The organism is Flavobacterium sp. TSSA_36 (genome assembly GCF_051547165.1).
Classification (GTDB): Bacteria; Bacteroidota; Bacteroidia; order Flavobacteriales; family Flavobacteriaceae; genus Flavobacterium.
The window spans coordinates 1-16,697 of sequence record NZ_JBPTTP010000003.1 but is presented as its reverse complement, the minus strand read 5'-3'; the positions used below and the strand labels follow the sequence as shown (position 1 = coordinate 16,697).

9 protein-coding genes are annotated in these 16,697 nt (G+C 34.3%); 2 read left to right on the top strand and 7 right to left on the bottom strand.

From position 1 onward, the window contains the following. Positions 1–110 precede the first annotated feature (110 nt). The 3 genes from rimK to ACSVH7_RS06675 all read right to left on the bottom strand — a co-directional run bounded on the left by rimK (position 111) and on the right by ACSVH7_RS06675 (position 5,462). Entirely contained in the window at positions 111–1,490 is a 1,380-nt protein-coding gene (rimK, locus tag ACSVH7_RS06685) for a 30S ribosomal protein S6--L-glutamate ligase (RefSeq protein WP_438065947.1), read from the bottom strand. 129 nt (positions 1,491–1,619) lie between these two features. Next, the gene (locus ACSVH7_RS06680; RefSeq protein WP_438065946.1) at positions 1,620–4,169 is read right to left on the bottom strand and encodes an ATP-dependent Clp protease ATP-binding subunit; all 2,550 of its coding nucleotides are present in this window, start codon (positions 4,167–4,169) and stop codon (positions 1,620–1,622) included. Between the two features lie 792 nt (positions 4,170–4,961). Then, complete coding sequence (locus tag ACSVH7_RS06675; RefSeq protein ID WP_438065945.1) at positions 4,962–5,462, bottom strand: hypothetical protein; 501 nt, start codon at positions 5,460–5,462, stop codon at positions 4,962–4,964. A 307-nt stretch (positions 5,463–5,769) separates the two neighbouring features. Between ACSVH7_RS06675 and ACSVH7_RS06670 the strand changes: the two genes are divergently transcribed. Continuing rightward, on the top strand, positions 5,770–6,072 hold the full coding sequence (locus ACSVH7_RS06670; protein WP_438065944.1) for a hypothetical protein: 303 nt from the start codon (positions 5,770–5,772) through the stop codon (positions 6,070–6,072). A 480-nt stretch (positions 6,073–6,552) separates the two neighbouring features. On the opposite strand, the gene ACSVH7_RS06665 is transcribed toward ACSVH7_RS06670, so the two are convergent. Then, positions 6,553–7,197: a tetratricopeptide repeat protein gene (locus tag ACSVH7_RS06665; protein WP_438065943.1), complete on the bottom strand. Its 645-nt coding sequence runs from the start codon at positions 7,195–7,197 to the stop codon at positions 6,553–6,555. A 548-nt stretch (positions 7,198–7,745) separates the two neighbouring features. On the opposite strand from ACSVH7_RS06665, the gene dnaK reads away from it, so the two are divergent. Then, positions 7,746–9,623, top strand: coding sequence for a molecular chaperone DnaK (gene dnaK / locus ACSVH7_RS06660; RefSeq protein ID WP_438065942.1), 1,878 nt, complete (start codon positions 7,746–7,748; stop codon positions 9,621–9,623). Positions 9,624–10,013: 390 nt separating this feature from the next. Here the strand turns inward: dnaK and ACSVH7_RS06655 are convergent, their stop codons facing one another. The 3 genes from ACSVH7_RS06655 to ACSVH7_RS06645 form a co-directional block, all read right to left on the bottom strand. Beyond that, positions 10,014–11,957: an OmpA family protein gene (locus ACSVH7_RS06655; RefSeq protein WP_438065941.1), complete on the bottom strand. Its 1,944-nt coding sequence runs from the start codon at positions 11,955–11,957 to the stop codon at positions 10,014–10,016. Positions 11,958–11,966: 9 nt separating this feature from the next. Further along, complete coding sequence (locus tag ACSVH7_RS06650; protein ID WP_438065940.1) at positions 11,967–12,878, bottom strand: PorP/SprF family type IX secretion system membrane protein; 912 nt, start codon at positions 12,876–12,878, stop codon at positions 11,967–11,969. Between the two features lie 92 nt (positions 12,879–12,970). Continuing rightward, the coding region (locus ACSVH7_RS06645; RefSeq protein WP_438065939.1) for a DUF7507 domain-containing protein at positions 12,971–16,697 on the bottom strand (3,727 nt) is incomplete at its 5' end.

The window sequence follows — 16,697 nt, the reverse complement described above, 5'->3', positions numbered from 1 at the left end:
CCCTATAAAGATTAATTTTATTTGAATTTGATGTTTCAAAAAAAACTCCATTAACCATTGGAACTAAATCCTAAGTTAATGGAGTAGTGGTACTACTTGTTATGGTTTTGTTAAAGTATGGGTTTACTTCTAAAGTTCTTTTCTATGGCTTTGATCATTTCTCCTGCGATATCTTTATTCGTGGCGCCTTCGATTCCCTCAAGTCCGGGTGAAGAGTTAACTTCTAATAATAAAGGTCCTTTAGAAGAACGAATAATATCCACTCCAGCGACTTTCAAATCCATAGCTTTGGCTGCTTTTATGGCTATTTTCTTTTCTTCACTTGTTACTTTGATGATTGATGCGGTACCTCCTAAATGGATGTTAGCTCTGAATTCTCCAGGCATAGCTTCTCTTTGAATGGCAGCGACTACTTTCCCGTCAATGACAAAACAACGAATGTCCTTTCCATTGGCTTCTTTGATAAATTCTTGTACAAGAATGTTTGCATTTAAACTTTTAAAAGCATTGATTACACTTTCGGCTGCTTTTTTCGTTTCGGCTAACACAACTCCTTTTCCTTGAGTTCCTTCAAGTAATTTAACAATTAATGGAGAACCGCCCACCATTTTGATTAAATCATCTGTGTCTAAAGGCGAATTTGCGAAGCCAGTTGTAGGGATGTCTACTCCATTGTTCAGTAATAGTTGCAACGAAAAAAGTTTGTCTCTTGATTGCGTGATGGCTGTTGATGAATTCAAGCAAAAGACTTTTAAAGCTTCGAATTGTCGGGTTAAAGCACAGCCATAAAAAGTTATACTGGGTCGAATTCTTGGAATGATCGCATCAAATTGATTTAAAATTTTTCCTCCTCGATAATGAATTTCAGGAGTTTTAGCATCTAATTTCATGTAACATTCTTTGATATTCAAAAAATGCATTTCATGACCTCTCATTTCTCCGGCTTCCATGATTCGTTTGTTACTATATAATTCGGGATTACTGGCCAGAACACCAATCCGTAGCCCAGAGTTTGCTTTTTCTGAATTTTTATATAATTCTTTTAAACTTTCAGAAGAGGGTTGGCCTAATAAATATTGCTGTTCAGGATCTACTAAAACGCGTCCACTCATGGCTTCTCTGCCTAGCAACATGCGAAATCCCATAGAATCTCTGTTGGTCAACGTCATTTCGATGGTCCAAGTATCGTCTCCAATTTTTAGAAGTGTTTGAATCACATAGCGTTGTTCTCGGTATCCGCTCGAACTTTTAACAATGCGTTTGTCTACAAGAGGTGCTTCGCAATGAATGACTGTTTTGTTGTTATTTTGAATCGGATTGATATCAAATTTGACCCAATTACTATCATTCTTAATAAAAGGAGCAATGTTTATAGCGTGTAAAGCGGACGTTTTTGCTCCAGAATCGACCCTTGCTTTGATGGTAGGGATATTAAGTTCAGGAAAAGCACACCATTCTTCACTGCCAAGAATTAATTTGTTTTGTAGCATATTGGAGTTGTATTAAATAAATATCAAAATTAACTTTTTGTTTTTTTATAAATGTTAATTTAAAACAAATAATTAGCCCGTTGCGTTTAAAAAAAAGCAACGGGCTAAAAGTAGGTTGAATGCTGTAATTTACTGATTGTTAGTTTTTTCAGCTTTATTGATGGTTACTTTTAATTCAGTAGCTCCTTCTTCTAAATCCATGAATATTTCATCTCCAACGCTGATTTTAGAAGTGATAATCTCTTCAGCTAAAGCATCTTCGACATATTTTTGTATGGCTCTTTTTAGAGGTCTTGCTCCAAATTGCTTATCAAAACCTTTATCTGCAATAAATGATTTGGCAGTTGCTGAAAGATTTAACGTGTATCCTAAATCATTAATTCTAGCGAAAAGTTTTTTCAATTCAATTTCGATAATCAAATCAATATCTGATTTTTCTAAGGTATTGAACACAATCACGTCATCAATTCTGTTTAGAAACTCGGGCGCAAAAGTTTTTTTCAAGGCATTCTCAATCACACTTTTCGAATGGTCTTCAGCTTGAGCTACTTTGGCAGCTGTTCCAAAACCGACTCCTTGGCCAAAATCCTTTAGTTGTCTAGCCCCCACATTTGAGGTCATGATGATAATGGTGTTTTTAAAATCAATTTTACGTCCTAAACTGTCGGTTAGGTAACCATCATCTAACACCTGTAACATCATGTTAAAAACATCAGGATGTGCTTTTTCAATTTCATCTAATAAAACAACACAATAGGGTTTTCTTCTAACTTTTTCGGTTAATTGCCCTCCTTCTTCATAACCTACATAGCCTGGAGGTGCTCCCACTAATCTAGAAATGGCGAATTTTTCCATGTATTCGCTCATATCTATTCGAATTAAAGCATCTTCTGAGTCAAATAATTCTTTGGCGAGTACTTTGGCTAATTGTGTTTTTCCAACTCCTGTTTGACCTAAGAAAATAAAAGAACCAATCGGTTTATTAGGATCTTTTAATCCTGCTCTGTTTCTCTGTATGGAACGAGCGATTTTTAAAACAGCTTCGTTTTGTCCGATAACTTTATTTTGAATCAGTTCGGGTAGTTTGGAGAGTTTGTTGCTTTCAGTTTGAGCAATTCTGTTTACAGGAATCCCGGTCATCATTGATACTACGTCGGCCACATTATCCTCTGTAACATTAATTCTATTGTTTTTAGAATCTTCTTCCCATTGTTCTTGTGCGATGGCTAAATCTTTTTCAATTCGTTTTTCGTCATCACGTAATTTCGCAGCTTCTTCATATTTTTGTTTCTTAACTACCAAATTTTTTAATTCACGCACCTCTTCTAATTGACGTTCTAAATCTAAAATTTGCTTTGGAACATCAATATTAGTAATGTGAACTCTAGAGCCTGCCTCGTCTAACGCATCAATGGCTTTGTCTGGCAAAAAGCGTTCAGACATATAACGATCTGTTAATTTTACACAAGCCTCTATCGCTTCAGGGGAATAGGTAACATTATGGTGTGCTTCATATTTATCTTTAATATTGTTCAAAATGGTAATCGTTTCTTCTACTGAGGTAGGTTCTACAATTACTTTTTGAAAACGTCGTTCCAAAGCACCATCTTTTTCAATATATTGACGGTATTCGTCTAAGGTAGTGGCTCCAATACATTGAATTTCACCTCTAGCTAAGGCAGGTTTAAACATGTTGGAAGCATCCAATGAACCTGTGGCGCCACCAGCACCTACAATAGTATGAATTTCGTCTATAAATAGAATGATATCATCGTTTTTTTCCAATTCGTTCATTACGGCTTTCATGCGTTCTTCAAATTGACCACGGTATTTAGTTCCTGCCACTAGGCTGGCTAAATCAAGGGTAACCACACGTTTGTTGAATAAAATACGAGATACTTTTTTCTGAATGATACGTAAAGCTAAGCCTTCTGCAATGGCAGATTTACCCACTCCAGGTTCCCCAATCAATAGAGGGTTGTTTTTTTTGCGTCGGCTTAAAATTTGTGAAACACGTTCAATCTCTTTTTCGCGCCCCACAACGGGATCTAATTTGCCTTCCTCGGCCATTTCAGTTAAATCTCTCCCAAAATTATCCAAAACAGGAGTTTTAGATTTTTTATTAGATTTACTGACAGGGTTGTTGAAATTACCTTCTTTAAAACTGTCATCTTGACTTGAATCTTCGTTATAGGATTCGTTTTTAGGGAGGTTGTCTATGAAATCATTTTCGTTTGGAGTCATATTTAAGTAGTGTTCTTTAGCTACGTCATAATCTATTTTTAGCTTATTGAGTAGCTTTGTTGTGGGATCATTCTCATTTCTTAAAATGCATAATAAAAGATGTGCCGTACTAATGGAAGTGCTTTGAAAAACTTTGGCTTCAAGGAATGTGGTTTTTAAAGCACGTTCGGCTTGTCGGGTTAAGTGAAGGTTCTTTTTTTCGAGATGTATTTCAAGACTCACAGGACTTGATGGGCTAAGAATTTCTACTTTTCGGCGCAAATGGTCTAGATCTACATCCAAACTGTTTAAAATATGGATCGCTTTCCCGTTTCCATCTCTCAAAATACCTAACATTAAATGCTCAGTACCAATAAAGTCATGGCCTAATCTTAGGGCTTCTTCTTTGCTGTACGTAATAACATCTTTTACTCTAGGTGAAAAATTGTCGTCCATATGATATCGTTTTATTAATTGTAAATTTACTGATTTACTAGTTATAAACAAATATCATTCCTAGTAAAATCCACTGTCAGCTAATAGACGAAAAATATAGTTCTGTTGGTGTTAAAGTTGGAATTAATTATTAACTATTTGTATCAGGTACGAACGCCAAGTAATCTATTGTCCCGATTCTTGTCATAACATGAAAAACTTGATTTCTTAATACTAATGGCTTTTGCAGTACTGATTTTTCAGGAAAAGAATGGTCTCGAGTTATTATTTTGTTTACTCTTCGCTAATAATTTCGAACTTTCTTTCGATAGCTCTTTTCAACAAGAAGTTATTTTGGCGCTTGAAAAAATCTTTTCTTTTTTCTTGGAAAAAGCTATCAATTTCATCATTACAGAGTTTACTATTATATGTCCTTTAAGAATTTTTTCATCTATAAAGTAGCTCTTTAGATTTGTTAATTGAGTTGATTTATATTAGATTTTTTTTGAGTTTGTTCTTCAACTATATCAACTTTGTGTCTGTGAAAAAAAATCTTTTGGTTTCGAATAAATATAGTAAAAGAACTCTGTTAAAACAGTAGTATCCTATTTTTAAACATGCAACACATTTCAGAAATTTCCGACAGCAACTACAAATAAGTAGTTTAGAAGAAAAATGACTCTTGACAATCCTAATTTTTATCGGGATGAATTGCTAGGTTTATCTTGAGCAAGGTCGAAGGGTTTGGTGGTGTGGGAGGTGCAGTCCGTTAGTTTCTAGCGGAGCCATCTACTCGATTGGTGGCAGTATTAATTAGTTATTTAAAAAAATTTTTTTAACAGCATCTTTAAATTTCGTTTGATTTAGAAACATCAAAATTTCATTATTTGAAACTCTATTTATATAGAGCAAATCATTCTGTACATTTGTAATATAGTATAGTTCTGTAATATCACCTTTTGTTATAAGAATGCTATTGTTGTCAATTATGAGTTCATAACTGCATTTTTCTACTATTCCATTTATCGTAATTAATAACTCTCCATTATTTCTAAATGTGTATAGTATATTGGAATCATTATTTTGTAAAACCCAATTACAGCCTGTCAAATATGATAGACTTATTTTCTTTTCTACATACTTTTTGGCCTTTGTTACATTATGTGAAATCATTTTCTCTGAATTTTTTATTGCTCTATCAAATTCAATTACACTATTTTCTTCTTTTCTCTTTGATTTAGCTTTAGTAAAATACCAAATAATATAAATTATTACAGCTAAAAATAAAAAATCTTCGAATCCTAATCTTCCCATATTTTTTGTTTTTTTTTAATTATAGTTCCATTTTCCAGTTTCGTTTAAATATAGACATCAACGTTTGTCCACTTGGCGAAGTGGCGGACTAAGGAAGTCTAGACTTTCGGTTAAAGACTAATTTTCGAAGTACAAAACCAACTTCAAATTAAGCCAAAACCCGCATATTGCCAAACGGCGGTTATATTCTGCTTGTTTTTTCCAAATTACAAACCACAAATTTTAAAGTTTCTGTTGGCAGGTTCCAATTTCACGCTTCTATTTTCGTTTCGTATTTTCTAACATTTTATTTCTCACTATAAAGTAAATGATAAAACACCTTGTGAATAGTTCTTATAAATTAACTTTTTTGTATAGCTATAAGCAACCAACTAATTTTTATTTTAAATTAGTTGGTACTGAAAATTTTGTTGAACAATTCGGGCATCTTGGATTGTCAAATCCTTTACCAATATTTTTCCCAAAAACACCTCCTAAAATTGCACCAGGAATAGTACCAGCAATTGCACCAAATGGTCCGCCAGCAATTCCAATTTTTGCGCCAGCTATTGCTCCAGCAATCACACCTCCAATTCCTCCAGTTGAAGTACCGCTTATTGAAATTACGTGAGAAAATTTATATCCACAACTCGGACAATGAACAAAAACTTTTTTTTCTTTACTTGAATTTTCTGAATATTGCGTATTTTTATTTGTTTAAATTATTGAAATGTTCGAATTGATATTTTAGAAAATTGTATTTATCATATATATTATAGGTTAGATAAAGTATAGTAATATTCGCAATAACCAAAATAATAAAGAAACGGTCAAGTAAAATTTTATTATCGCTTAAGATAAATTGATAGATTGATAATATGAACAATAGAATATTAATGACTATTAGGATGTAGTATATAAGTTTGAATTTGTCCTTTTTTTTCTTTATTTCTGATATGTTTTTCATAAAAAATCTTTAACTTTTATACCTCTGTTGGCGTATTGTAACTTTCAAGTTTCGATTTAATAAAAGATTGATGACAGTTGACAATTCCACTAAATTCAGGAATATTACAATGATTACTGATAACAATTGTTTATGCACTACTTTTTAAAAATTATCTAACTCAAAATCTTCGGCTAAATAAACATCAATTAATTCATCAATTCCTATATTTGGATTAGTAATAAAGTTTACTAATAAATAAGACAATCCGATAGCTCTAACCATTGGAGCATAATTTGTATCTGCTAATGTAGGACCATCTGTTTCTTGTCCTAAAAGAGATTTCATATAATTATTCAAAAGATTTGGCGGTATTTGAATGCTTGTTAAGTTTAAACGGTTTATTAAGATAAAACAAAATCCTGCTTGAAAAGTCAAATTTAGGTCAGCTACAACTTTTGCCAAATTAAAATTTTGTACAACAGCCGTTTGTACAATATTTTTTTGAACTCGAATATGATTATTTAGTTGCCCTGACCAATTGTAAAAAGGCACTGCGAAATCATAAGCTTCCATATTCATATTTCCATTGTTAATTGTCAATTGTGCGTATGTTAGTAAATTTCGCATTGCGTGTTGTGGGTGACCTACTGCCATATAGATTTTAGCGCAATTTTTGTAAATATCTTTATTATATGGATATTCATTAAATGCTTTGCCATAACAATTCAGAGCTTCTTCTAAATTTCCATTTCTTTTATGATGTAATCCTCTTTGTAAGAGTTCGATGCACTTTTGTTGTTCATTCATAGTTTTTTCTTTAAAATTGCTAAAAATTCCGTTATTTCTGCACAAGTAGCTTATAGCTAGTGTTTTGGTGAAACAAAATTTCGTATATACCTTAAAATTCGGGTGGATAGACTAAGGTTTGTTTGGCTTATTTGTTTTTCAAAAATATTATTTTTTTCTTACAAATCATCAAAAAAGCTTTTTTTTCGTACTAATATACGTGTAGATTTCTATGTTTTTTAAAACTGTAGTGATTTAAAAATTCTGGTTTTAATGCAAAGTATCACAAATCTTAATGATGAAAACGGTATGTCCCTTTTTTTAGTAGCTACTCAATTCAGAATTGCGTATAAAGGATTTTAGAATTAAAATATTGAGAAAAGATAGAATCTAATTTGTCACTTTCGATTTAAAATTTTCGATTTAAAAATGTCATCTTGTCATATTTTTTTCCGCCATTTTTGGGGCAAACTGACAATTTATAGACTGACATCGGCTTGGCACAGTCCTTGACTTACCGACCTCGAGTTGTTAAAATAAGTATACAATAAAAATTAAATATAATAAAAATGGGTAAAATAATCGGAATTGATTTAGGTACGACCAACTCTTGTGTTTCTGTAATGGAAGGTAATGAAGCAGTTGTTATTCCTAACGCAGAGGGAAAAAGAACAACGCCATCTATCATCGCTTTTGTAGAAGGTGGAGAAATTAAAGTAGGTGATCCTGCAAAAAGACAAGCAGTAACTAATCCAACTAAGACTATTGCTTCTATCAAACGTTTTATGGGACACACTTTTGCTGAAACTCAAGAAGAGGCAAAAAGAGTTCCTTACACAGTAGTAAAAGGGGACAACAATACACCACGTGTGGATATTGATGGTCGTTTATACACTGCTCAAGAATTGTCTGCAATGACACTTCAAAAAATGAAAAAAACTGCTGAAGACTATTTAGGTCAAACCGTAACCGAGGCAGTTATTACGGTTCCTGCTTACTTTAACGATGCACAACGTCAGGCTACAAAAGAGGCTGGTGAAATCGCTGGTTTGAAAGTAATGCGTATTATCAACGAACCAACTGCTGCGGCTTTGGCTTACGGATTGGATAAAAAAGGAACGGATCAAAAAATTGCTGTTTACGATTTAGGTGGAGGTACTTTTGATATCTCTGTTCTTGAATTAGGAGACGGAGTTTTTGAAGTATTGTCTACTAACGGTGATACACACTTAGGTGGTGATGATTTTGACCAAGTAATCATTGACTGGTTGGCAGACGAATTCAAATCTGAAGAAGGTATTGATTTGCGTTTAGACCCAATGTCATTACAACGTATCAAAGAAGCTGCTGAGAAAGCAAAAATTGAATTGTCTTCTTCTGCAGAAACTGAAATTAACTTGCCATACGTTACCGCTACGGCTTCAGGACCAAAACACTTAGTAAAAAAATTAACTAGAGCACAATTCGAAAAATTGTCTGATAGTTTAGTAAAACGTTCTATGGCTCCAGTAGCACAAGCATTGAAAGATGCAGGTTTGTCTACTTCTGACATTGATGAAGTAATCCTTGTAGGAGGTTCTACTCGTATGCCAAGAATTGCTGACGAAGTGGAGAAATTCTTTGGTAAAAAAGCGTCTAAAGGAGTGAACCCTGATGAAGTAGTAGCAATTGGTGCTGCTATTCAAGGTGGTGTATTGTCTGGAGATGTAAAAGATGTATTGTTACTTGACGTTACGCCTTTATCTTTAGGTATCGAGACTATGGGTGGTGTAATGACTACTTTAATCGAGTCTAACACTACTATTCCAACTAAAAAATCACAAGTATTCTCTACTGCTGCTGATTCTCAACCAACTGTTGAAATCCACGTATTGCAAGGAGCTAGAGCAATGGCTGCTGATAATAAAACTATCGGTCGTTTCCACTTAGATGGAATTCCACCAGCACCAAGAGGTGTTCCTCAAATTGAAGTTACTTTTGATATTGATGCTAATGGTATCATCAAAGTATCTGCTACTGACAAAGGAACTGGTAAATCTCATGACATTCGTATCGAAGCTTCTTCTGGATTAACTGCTGAAGAAATTGAGAAAATGAAAAAAGATGCTGAAGCTAACGCTGAATCAGATAAAATCGCAAGAGAAAGAGCTGAGAAATTGAACGAAGCAGATGGAATGATCTTCCAAACAGAATCTCAATTGAAAGAACTTGGAGATAAATTATCTGATGAGAACAAAGTAGCTGTAGAATACGCTTTAACTGAATTGAGAATGGCTCACCAATCTCAAGACATTCCAGCTATTCAAACTGCTTTGGATAACATCAACGCCGCTTGGAAAAAAGCAACTGAAGCGATGTATGCTCAAGGTGAACAAGGTCAAGCTGCTGCTGAGCCACAAGCACAAGGAGATAATGTTGAAGATGTTGACTTCGAAGAGGTTAAATAAGTAGTAAGTACTTTGTACTAAGTATTAAGATTAAAACCGAGCTAGCAATGGCTCGGTTTTTTTGTGGTTATCAGCATGTTTAGTACTAGTTTTTTCGGGTTTCGTTTTAAGAAAAAGTTAGACGCGAATTACTTCAATCGTTACTAATTGTCATCGAAATTGCATGTTACGAATTCCATCAGCGGTACTAGTTCATGTCATCTACCTATTGTAATTCTTGATTTATTAGAGAATTCGTTGCTAAAGACTCTGTTTCACTTTCGAAATAACGCCATTATATTGCATTTCGCAGTATTTTTTGCCACTATTTTGCATAGTGAATCCATTAAAATGCCCCAAAGAAAAGTTTTCTTTGAGGCATTTTGCATTTATAATAATTAAGGAGAATTCTTAAAGCGCAGTGATAATAAATTCACTTCTACGGTTCATTTGGTGTTGTTCCTCGGTACAATTCGATTGATTGGTGGGTTCACAACCGCAATCGTTGACTAATTGACTTTCACCATATCCTTTTCCAGTTAATCTTGATTTGTCGATACCTTTTGCTACTAACCAAGCGATGGTTGCTTTGGCTCTTCTGTCAGACAAGGCCATGTTGTATTTGGCAGTTTGTCTACAATCTGTATGGGAGCGGATGTCAATTTTCATACTTGGATTTTGCTCTAGTACATCTAAGATTTTGGCTAAGTCCAAAGCTGCTTCTTTACGAATATTGGATTTATCCAAGTCAAAATAAATCATTTTAATACCAAAACATTTTCCTAAATCATCTCCAATCGCAACTTGGCAAATGGTATTTTCTAATTGAAGGTTCAATTGTGAAGTTCCAGAGGTGGTAGGAATTGTTATTTTTCCTTCATTAGTTTTGTAATCAGGTTTTGAGGCTCTCACACTATAATTTTTCCCGCATGTGACATCAAAACGATATTCTCCAGAGGCATTCGTTGTGGTTTCAGCTATGGTTTGGTATTGTGAGTCGAGTAGGGTAACTGTGGCTTGAGATATTACTGCTCCAGATTTACTTTCGGTAATTATTCCTTTAAGTTGTTGTTGGCAACGTGCCTGATATTTGAATTTATAGATATCATCTGAGCCTATTCCTCCATCACGATTTGAGGTAAAAAAACCTCTATTGATTTGACTATCTCTGTAATAGCCAAAATCGTCTTTGGGCGAATTCACTTCTGCACCCTCATTTTCAATGGCGTTGAAGCTTCCGTCAGGATTAATTTTTGTGGTAAAAACATCTAATCCCCCTAAGCCGGGATGTCCATCTGAAGCAAAATACAACTGGTTGTCATTGGTTACAAAAGGAAAGGTTTCTCTACCTTCCGTATTGATTTGTGGTCCTAAATTAATGGGTTCACCATAACTGCCATTATTGAGGATTGCTACTTTATACAGGTCGGATTGTCCAGTGGTACCGGGTCTATCAGAAGCAAAATATAGTGTTTGTTCATCTGGACTCAATGCTGGATGTGCTGTACTAAAATTATCACTATTAAAAGGTAATTCGGTAATTTTTGTCCATCGATTATTTTCTAATGTGGCTTTGTAAATTTTGAGTAAAGTCACTTTTTTAGTGTCTTTACCTTTTTTACCATCCAAAAAGTTATTTCGTGTAAAATACATTGTAGTTCCGTCTTTAGTAAAGACGGGAGTAGCTTCATGAAATTTTGAATTTACATTAGCATCATAGCGCAATGGAGCAGCAGGATTTAATTCGCCATCAACCCCTGCGGCATACAAATTGGTAAAATATTCGCCTGTCCATGAATGTTTGCGTTGTCCAACACTTCCGGTATCTCTAGAAGAGGCAAAGACAAGTTTATTGTCAATGATGGTACTTCCATAATCGGAATATTTAGAGTTAATTCCGGCATTTTCTATTGTATATCGTCCAATATTAGCTTTGATTTCAACTAGATAATTACTGTTGTTTTGTAAACGTTTGCCACGACTGTCTCGGTTTGATTTTCCTTCAAATTTTTGCAATATATTTTCAGCTTCCTTTTCTTTTCCGGAAGCTTTAAGAGATTGAGCATAACGATAATAATACTCAGGTTCTAAATCTGGTTGCAATTCGTATAATTTTTGATACCATTGCGCCGCTTTTTCGAATTCAGAATTGAAATAGTAAGCATTCCCTAATTTTTCGTACATTTCTGCCGATTGGTAGCCTTTTGAAGCAACGCGTTCATAGGTTTGTATGGCATCGATATAGGCAAAATTATTATACTTTTTATCACCGGAAGCTACTTTGGCTTTTTGAGCTTGAGTAGTCCAACAAACAAAACTAAAAGAAAGGATCGTGATAAGGATAGAATTTTTCATAATCAAGATTTAGAAGAAACGTGGAGTAGTAATTTTGTTGTTGTTCTTAAAAATTTCATAGCGCAAGAAAATTTCATGCGATCCAGAATTGTAGTTCTCTAAATTGGTGGTTTCTAAATCGTAGCCATAACCAATATACATGCCGTCGGTAACTTGAAAGCCGACCATGGCACTCATAGCAGCACTCCAACGATAGGCTAATCCGACTACCACTTTTTCTTTGAACATAAAATTTGCTGACACATCTACCTGTAGTGGCGCCCCTTCTACAAGTTTGGTTAAAAAAGCTGGCTTAAATTTGATATCGCTGGATAAATCAAATACGTAACCTCCAATCAGGTAATAATTGATTTTATCTTTAAAAACAGCTACTTCATTATCATCATATCGGTTAGTTTGAATAAAATTTGGAACAGATAATCCTAGATAGGCTTTGTCTGAATGATAATAGATTCCTGCTCCAATGTTTGGAGTAAATACATTGTTTAAATTTTGGAATTGTGGATCGCCTTGACTCTCTGGATTGAGTTTATCTACATTTAAATTGAAAAGATTCGCTGTAGCTTTCATTCCAAAGGAGAGTTTGAAATTCTCAGAGGTAGGAATGGTATAAGATAAATCAGCTGAAATTGTATTTTCATTAGTGGGACCAATTTTATCATTAATAAAAGTAACGCCTAAGCCTAAATTACTATTATTTATGGGTGTATTGATTGAAGCCGTATTGGTTGTCGGCGCTCCATCAAGTCCAACCCATTGAGTACGATGCAAAGCAAAAATACTCATAGCTCCTCGACTTCCGGCATAAGCAGGATTAATATTGATCGTATTGTACATGTATTGTGTAAACTGGGCATCTTGTTGACCATAACTTATCATTCCTAGTAAAAAGGTGATGAAAGTGATAATTTTTGTTTTCATAATAGCTTTTTTTAGCATTTGAACTCATTTAAATTCAGTAGGTTAATCGATGTGATTTGTTTTAAATAATTAATTGACATTAATTTTAGAATTTATTTTGATAAAAACAAATAACCATTTTTCGTGTTTTGTACTGGTTTTCCTTGGAGATCAAATGAAGTATACGTTAAAATATAATAATAAGTTCCAGTTGGTAATCCAGAAGATTGGCTTATTGTTGTTCTACCTTTTGAAAATCCATTGAATGCATTAGAATTGTTATCATAATTTTTGGTATCAAAAACTAATACACCCCATCTATTATAGATTTCGATAGTGTTTTCTGGGTAACAGATAGTGTCGTCAATATTTTCAATTTTGAAAACATCGTTAATGTTATCTCCGTTAGGTGAGAAGGCATTATGAACAATTATATTTCCACAACCCAAAACTTTACAATCAATATTCACATTCATCGCTATAATGATGCTTCTTGGACAATCACCAGATGTAATTTTATATTCAAATTGATAATCTCCTACGGCCAAACCAAATGGAGAGAAGTTACTTCCATTTAATTTTGTGGTGTTATTGGTATCAATCCAAGTGCCATTTTTTGCAATCTCCGTTGGTAACAAAGTATTCAAATCTATAATTGAAGCATCCGCATTACAAGAGCTGCTATTGATTGTAATTGGTGCAATTGGCGCTATATCTATAGTTACAGTAGCTACATCACAATCGGTTGGGAATTTAACATTACATATTTGATAAGTGAATGTGTATTTTCCAGCAGTTACTCCATTCAAAACAGATACATTACCAGAAGTATCAAAGGTGATGAATGGGTTAGATCCTGTTAGAACTTTGAAGGATACATTTTCAATTGAAGCTTTAGTTCCATTTAAAAGATCATTATTGGTTATTACATTACCGATAACGCCAGTTTGACTACATTGTACTAAGCTATAGGAATCATCAACGGCATCTAATCCAACAAATGTTTTACAGTTTACTCCAAAATCCATATCAAAATTAGTTGGATTACTACTAGTTAGAGTAGCTGTTAAAACACCATTGGTAGTGGTTCCACAATCTATGTAACTATCAGATTTCGCTATTGGACTAATTGATTTATTTCCTTTAGATGGAAGAATTTTAACTAATCCGGAGGCACCCATAGCTTGTGAAGCGGCTTCAAATCGAGATTCTTTTTTGAATTCTACTTTATATTCACCATAATTTCCTAAAGTTCCTCGAGTTCTCCAATATCCTAATACTCCAATTGTTACCTCTCTTGAATACCCATTAGGTCCTGTTACAAATATATTTGGAATATCAGTAGATCCGTTTCCGAAACCTGCTGCGTTCAATTCTCCAATATTGTTCACTCCAGTATAGCTACCGTCACCATTTAAATCGATCCATTCCCATTTGCTGTAATCGATTATTCCGTTAGCATCAGGAGTGTTTTTAGTTACCAAACCATCATTATTGGCGTCATACCACTCGTCTTGTTTTTGATTTCCATTTAAATCATACCAAACAAAATCTCCCAATACAGGTAAATCTGTTTTTCCATAGCCAAAATCTCTTTTTAAGTAATTACATTTTTCTACTTTAATAATGAGAAAACTTGGATTGATATTGAATAAGTTTAAGGCGCTATTTAAATTAGCATCTTGTACTTGTAATACATAATCACCAGGAACCATGTCATTAAATGAATAGGAACCATCTGCTTTTGTAATTCTGAAAAGTATTGGCCCTGTAGTTCCGTTTATTGGTTTTAATGTTATTGGAACATTTGGTAAGACAGTTTTATTGTCTTCATTGGTCAACACGCCATACACTTTTGTGCTGTTACAAATAACTGGAATCGTCACTGTCGCGGTATCGCAATTTCCTTGGTCTGCTTTTTCACAAATTTGATATACCAAAGTGTAAGTTCCTGAAGGCGTTCCTTCTTTAACATCTACAGAACCGTCAGGATTTAATGTGATATATCCGGTTGGGTCAGGGGTGATAACTTTTAAATCAACGTCATTAGGATTTACAATAATAGTGTTCAAACTATCATTGTTGAATACATTTAAAACATTATTGTTAGCATTTAGGCCGTTTAATGGTGCAGAGGTGTCATCCACAGCATCAATTTTAAATGTTGGTCTCGAAGTACAAAAAGGTTCCGCTTTAGGATAATTTACTACGATAGTAACTTCTGGATTTAATGCAAATGTTATGCTGGCAGTAGGTCTTATGTTTTCAAATCCATCAGCTCCTTCTACCCATTTGTTACCAACAAGTAACCAGCCTGGCCAGTCTACGCCATTTCCGTTTTTATCTACTTCAGCACCAGGCCATAAAACTTGTCCAGTTAAAGGTAAGTTTGTCATGGTGCTCACTACTTTATTATTTGGATCCATCCAAGTAAGGGTGATTCCGTTTTGAGGAGTAAAATTAACGGCGGTTGCAGTATATTGTAAATAAGGCACGTCATTGATACAAATTGATTCCGCTTTGACCGTCATAATAGGTTTCACTACTGTGATTGTAATGGTGGCTGTATCGCAATTCGAAGTGTTTAATTTCTCACAAATTTGATAATTCAAAGTCAGGGTTCCTTCTGGAGCATTAGCTAATACATCTACAGATCCATCTTCGTTTAAACGTAAATAAGGATTTGAATTATCTGTGGTAAGTACTACCTCATTTGGCTGCAATTTTGAATTATTCAAGGTGTCATTCGTAAATACATTTAGTACGTTTGGTGTAATTTGATTAACACCAACTATAGGTCCTGCAGTATCATTTAAAGCATCAATGCTATTGTTTTTGGCTTCAACAATCTCACTATCTTCATCACTAACAGGGTTTCCATTTGGATCATTAGCAGCTACCAGTGCGTTATTGTAAACCGATCCTTTAGTTAACTCCGCTTGAGTAATGGTATAATTTTGTGAAATTTCTTTTGAAACTCCCACAGCTAATGACTCAAGTGTAGTATTTAATCCTGTTAAAGGATCTTTAATATTTACATTGTATAGCGTTACATTTCCAGTATTTCTAATAGTGATAATATAATTTACAATATCTCCAACTTTGCTAAAACTCACTGTCGTAGCTGTCTTCACTAAATCAATACCAGCAGTTTGATCCAATTCCGTAATGGTACAATCAGTACATTCTGGATTTTTAGGACAAGTAGAGCAAGGCGTAGGATCAGAAGAAGTATCGGTTACATTTTTGTTTTCTGGATCTTTGGCAGTTGCAGTAGCCAAGTTGTACACCACTCCAGCATTGATATCGTCTTGAGTGATGGTATGCGCAGCTGTAAACGTTGTATTGTCTGTTGCACCCACAGCCAATGTCGCAATAGGACCTCCAGTTACTACTGCATTGTTATCAGTTACCGTCACATTTGTCAAAGTGACATTACCAGTATTTTTAATTACAAAAGCATAACGCACTACATCTCCCACATTGGTTTTGCCATCATTGTTACTGTCTACATAAGTACCATCTTTGGTGATGTCGATGCTTGGGTTTTGATCTAATTCCGTAATGGTACAATCATTACATTCATTACTTCTTGGGCATTTTTCACATGGAGTAAGGTCAGTAGAATTATCTTGTACAGTATTTCCATTTGGATCCAATGCTTTCACTAAAGCGATATTGTATACAAATCTTTTGTCAATATCTACTTGTGTTAGCACGTGGGTAGCTGTAAACGTTGTATTGTCTGTTGCACCCACGGCCAATGTCGCAATAGGACCTCCGGTTACCACAGCATTATTGTCAGTTACTGTTACATTTGTCAAAGTGACGTTACCAGTA

Coding starts and splice junctions, on each gene's coding strand:
- rimK (WP_438065947.1), bottom strand. CDS start 1,490: ATGCTACAAAACAAATTAATTCTTGGCAGTGAAGAATGGTGTGCTTTT.
- ACSVH7_RS06650 (WP_438065940.1), bottom strand. CDS start 12,878: ATGAAAACAAAAATTATCACTTTCATCACCTTTTTACTAGGAATGATA.
- ACSVH7_RS06655 (WP_438065941.1), bottom strand. CDS start 11,957: ATGAAAAATTCTATCCTTATCACGATCCTTTCTTTTAGTTTTGTTTGT.
- dnaK (WP_438065942.1), top strand. CDS start 7,746: ATGGGTAAAATAATCGGAATTGATTTAGGTACGACCAACTCTTGTGTT.
- ACSVH7_RS06670 (WP_438065944.1), top strand. CDS start 5,770: ATGATAAAACACCTTGTGAATAGTTCTTATAAATTAACTTTTTTGTAT.
- ACSVH7_RS06665 (WP_438065943.1), bottom strand. CDS start 7,197: ATGAATGAACAACAAAAGTGCATCGAACTCTTACAAAGAGGATTACAT.
- ACSVH7_RS06675 (WP_438065945.1), bottom strand. CDS start 5,462: ATGGGAAGATTAGGATTCGAAGATTTTTTATTTTTAGCTGTAATAATT.
- ACSVH7_RS06680 (WP_438065946.1), bottom strand. CDS start 4,169: ATGGACGACAATTTTTCACCTAGAGTAAAAGATGTTATTACGTACAGC.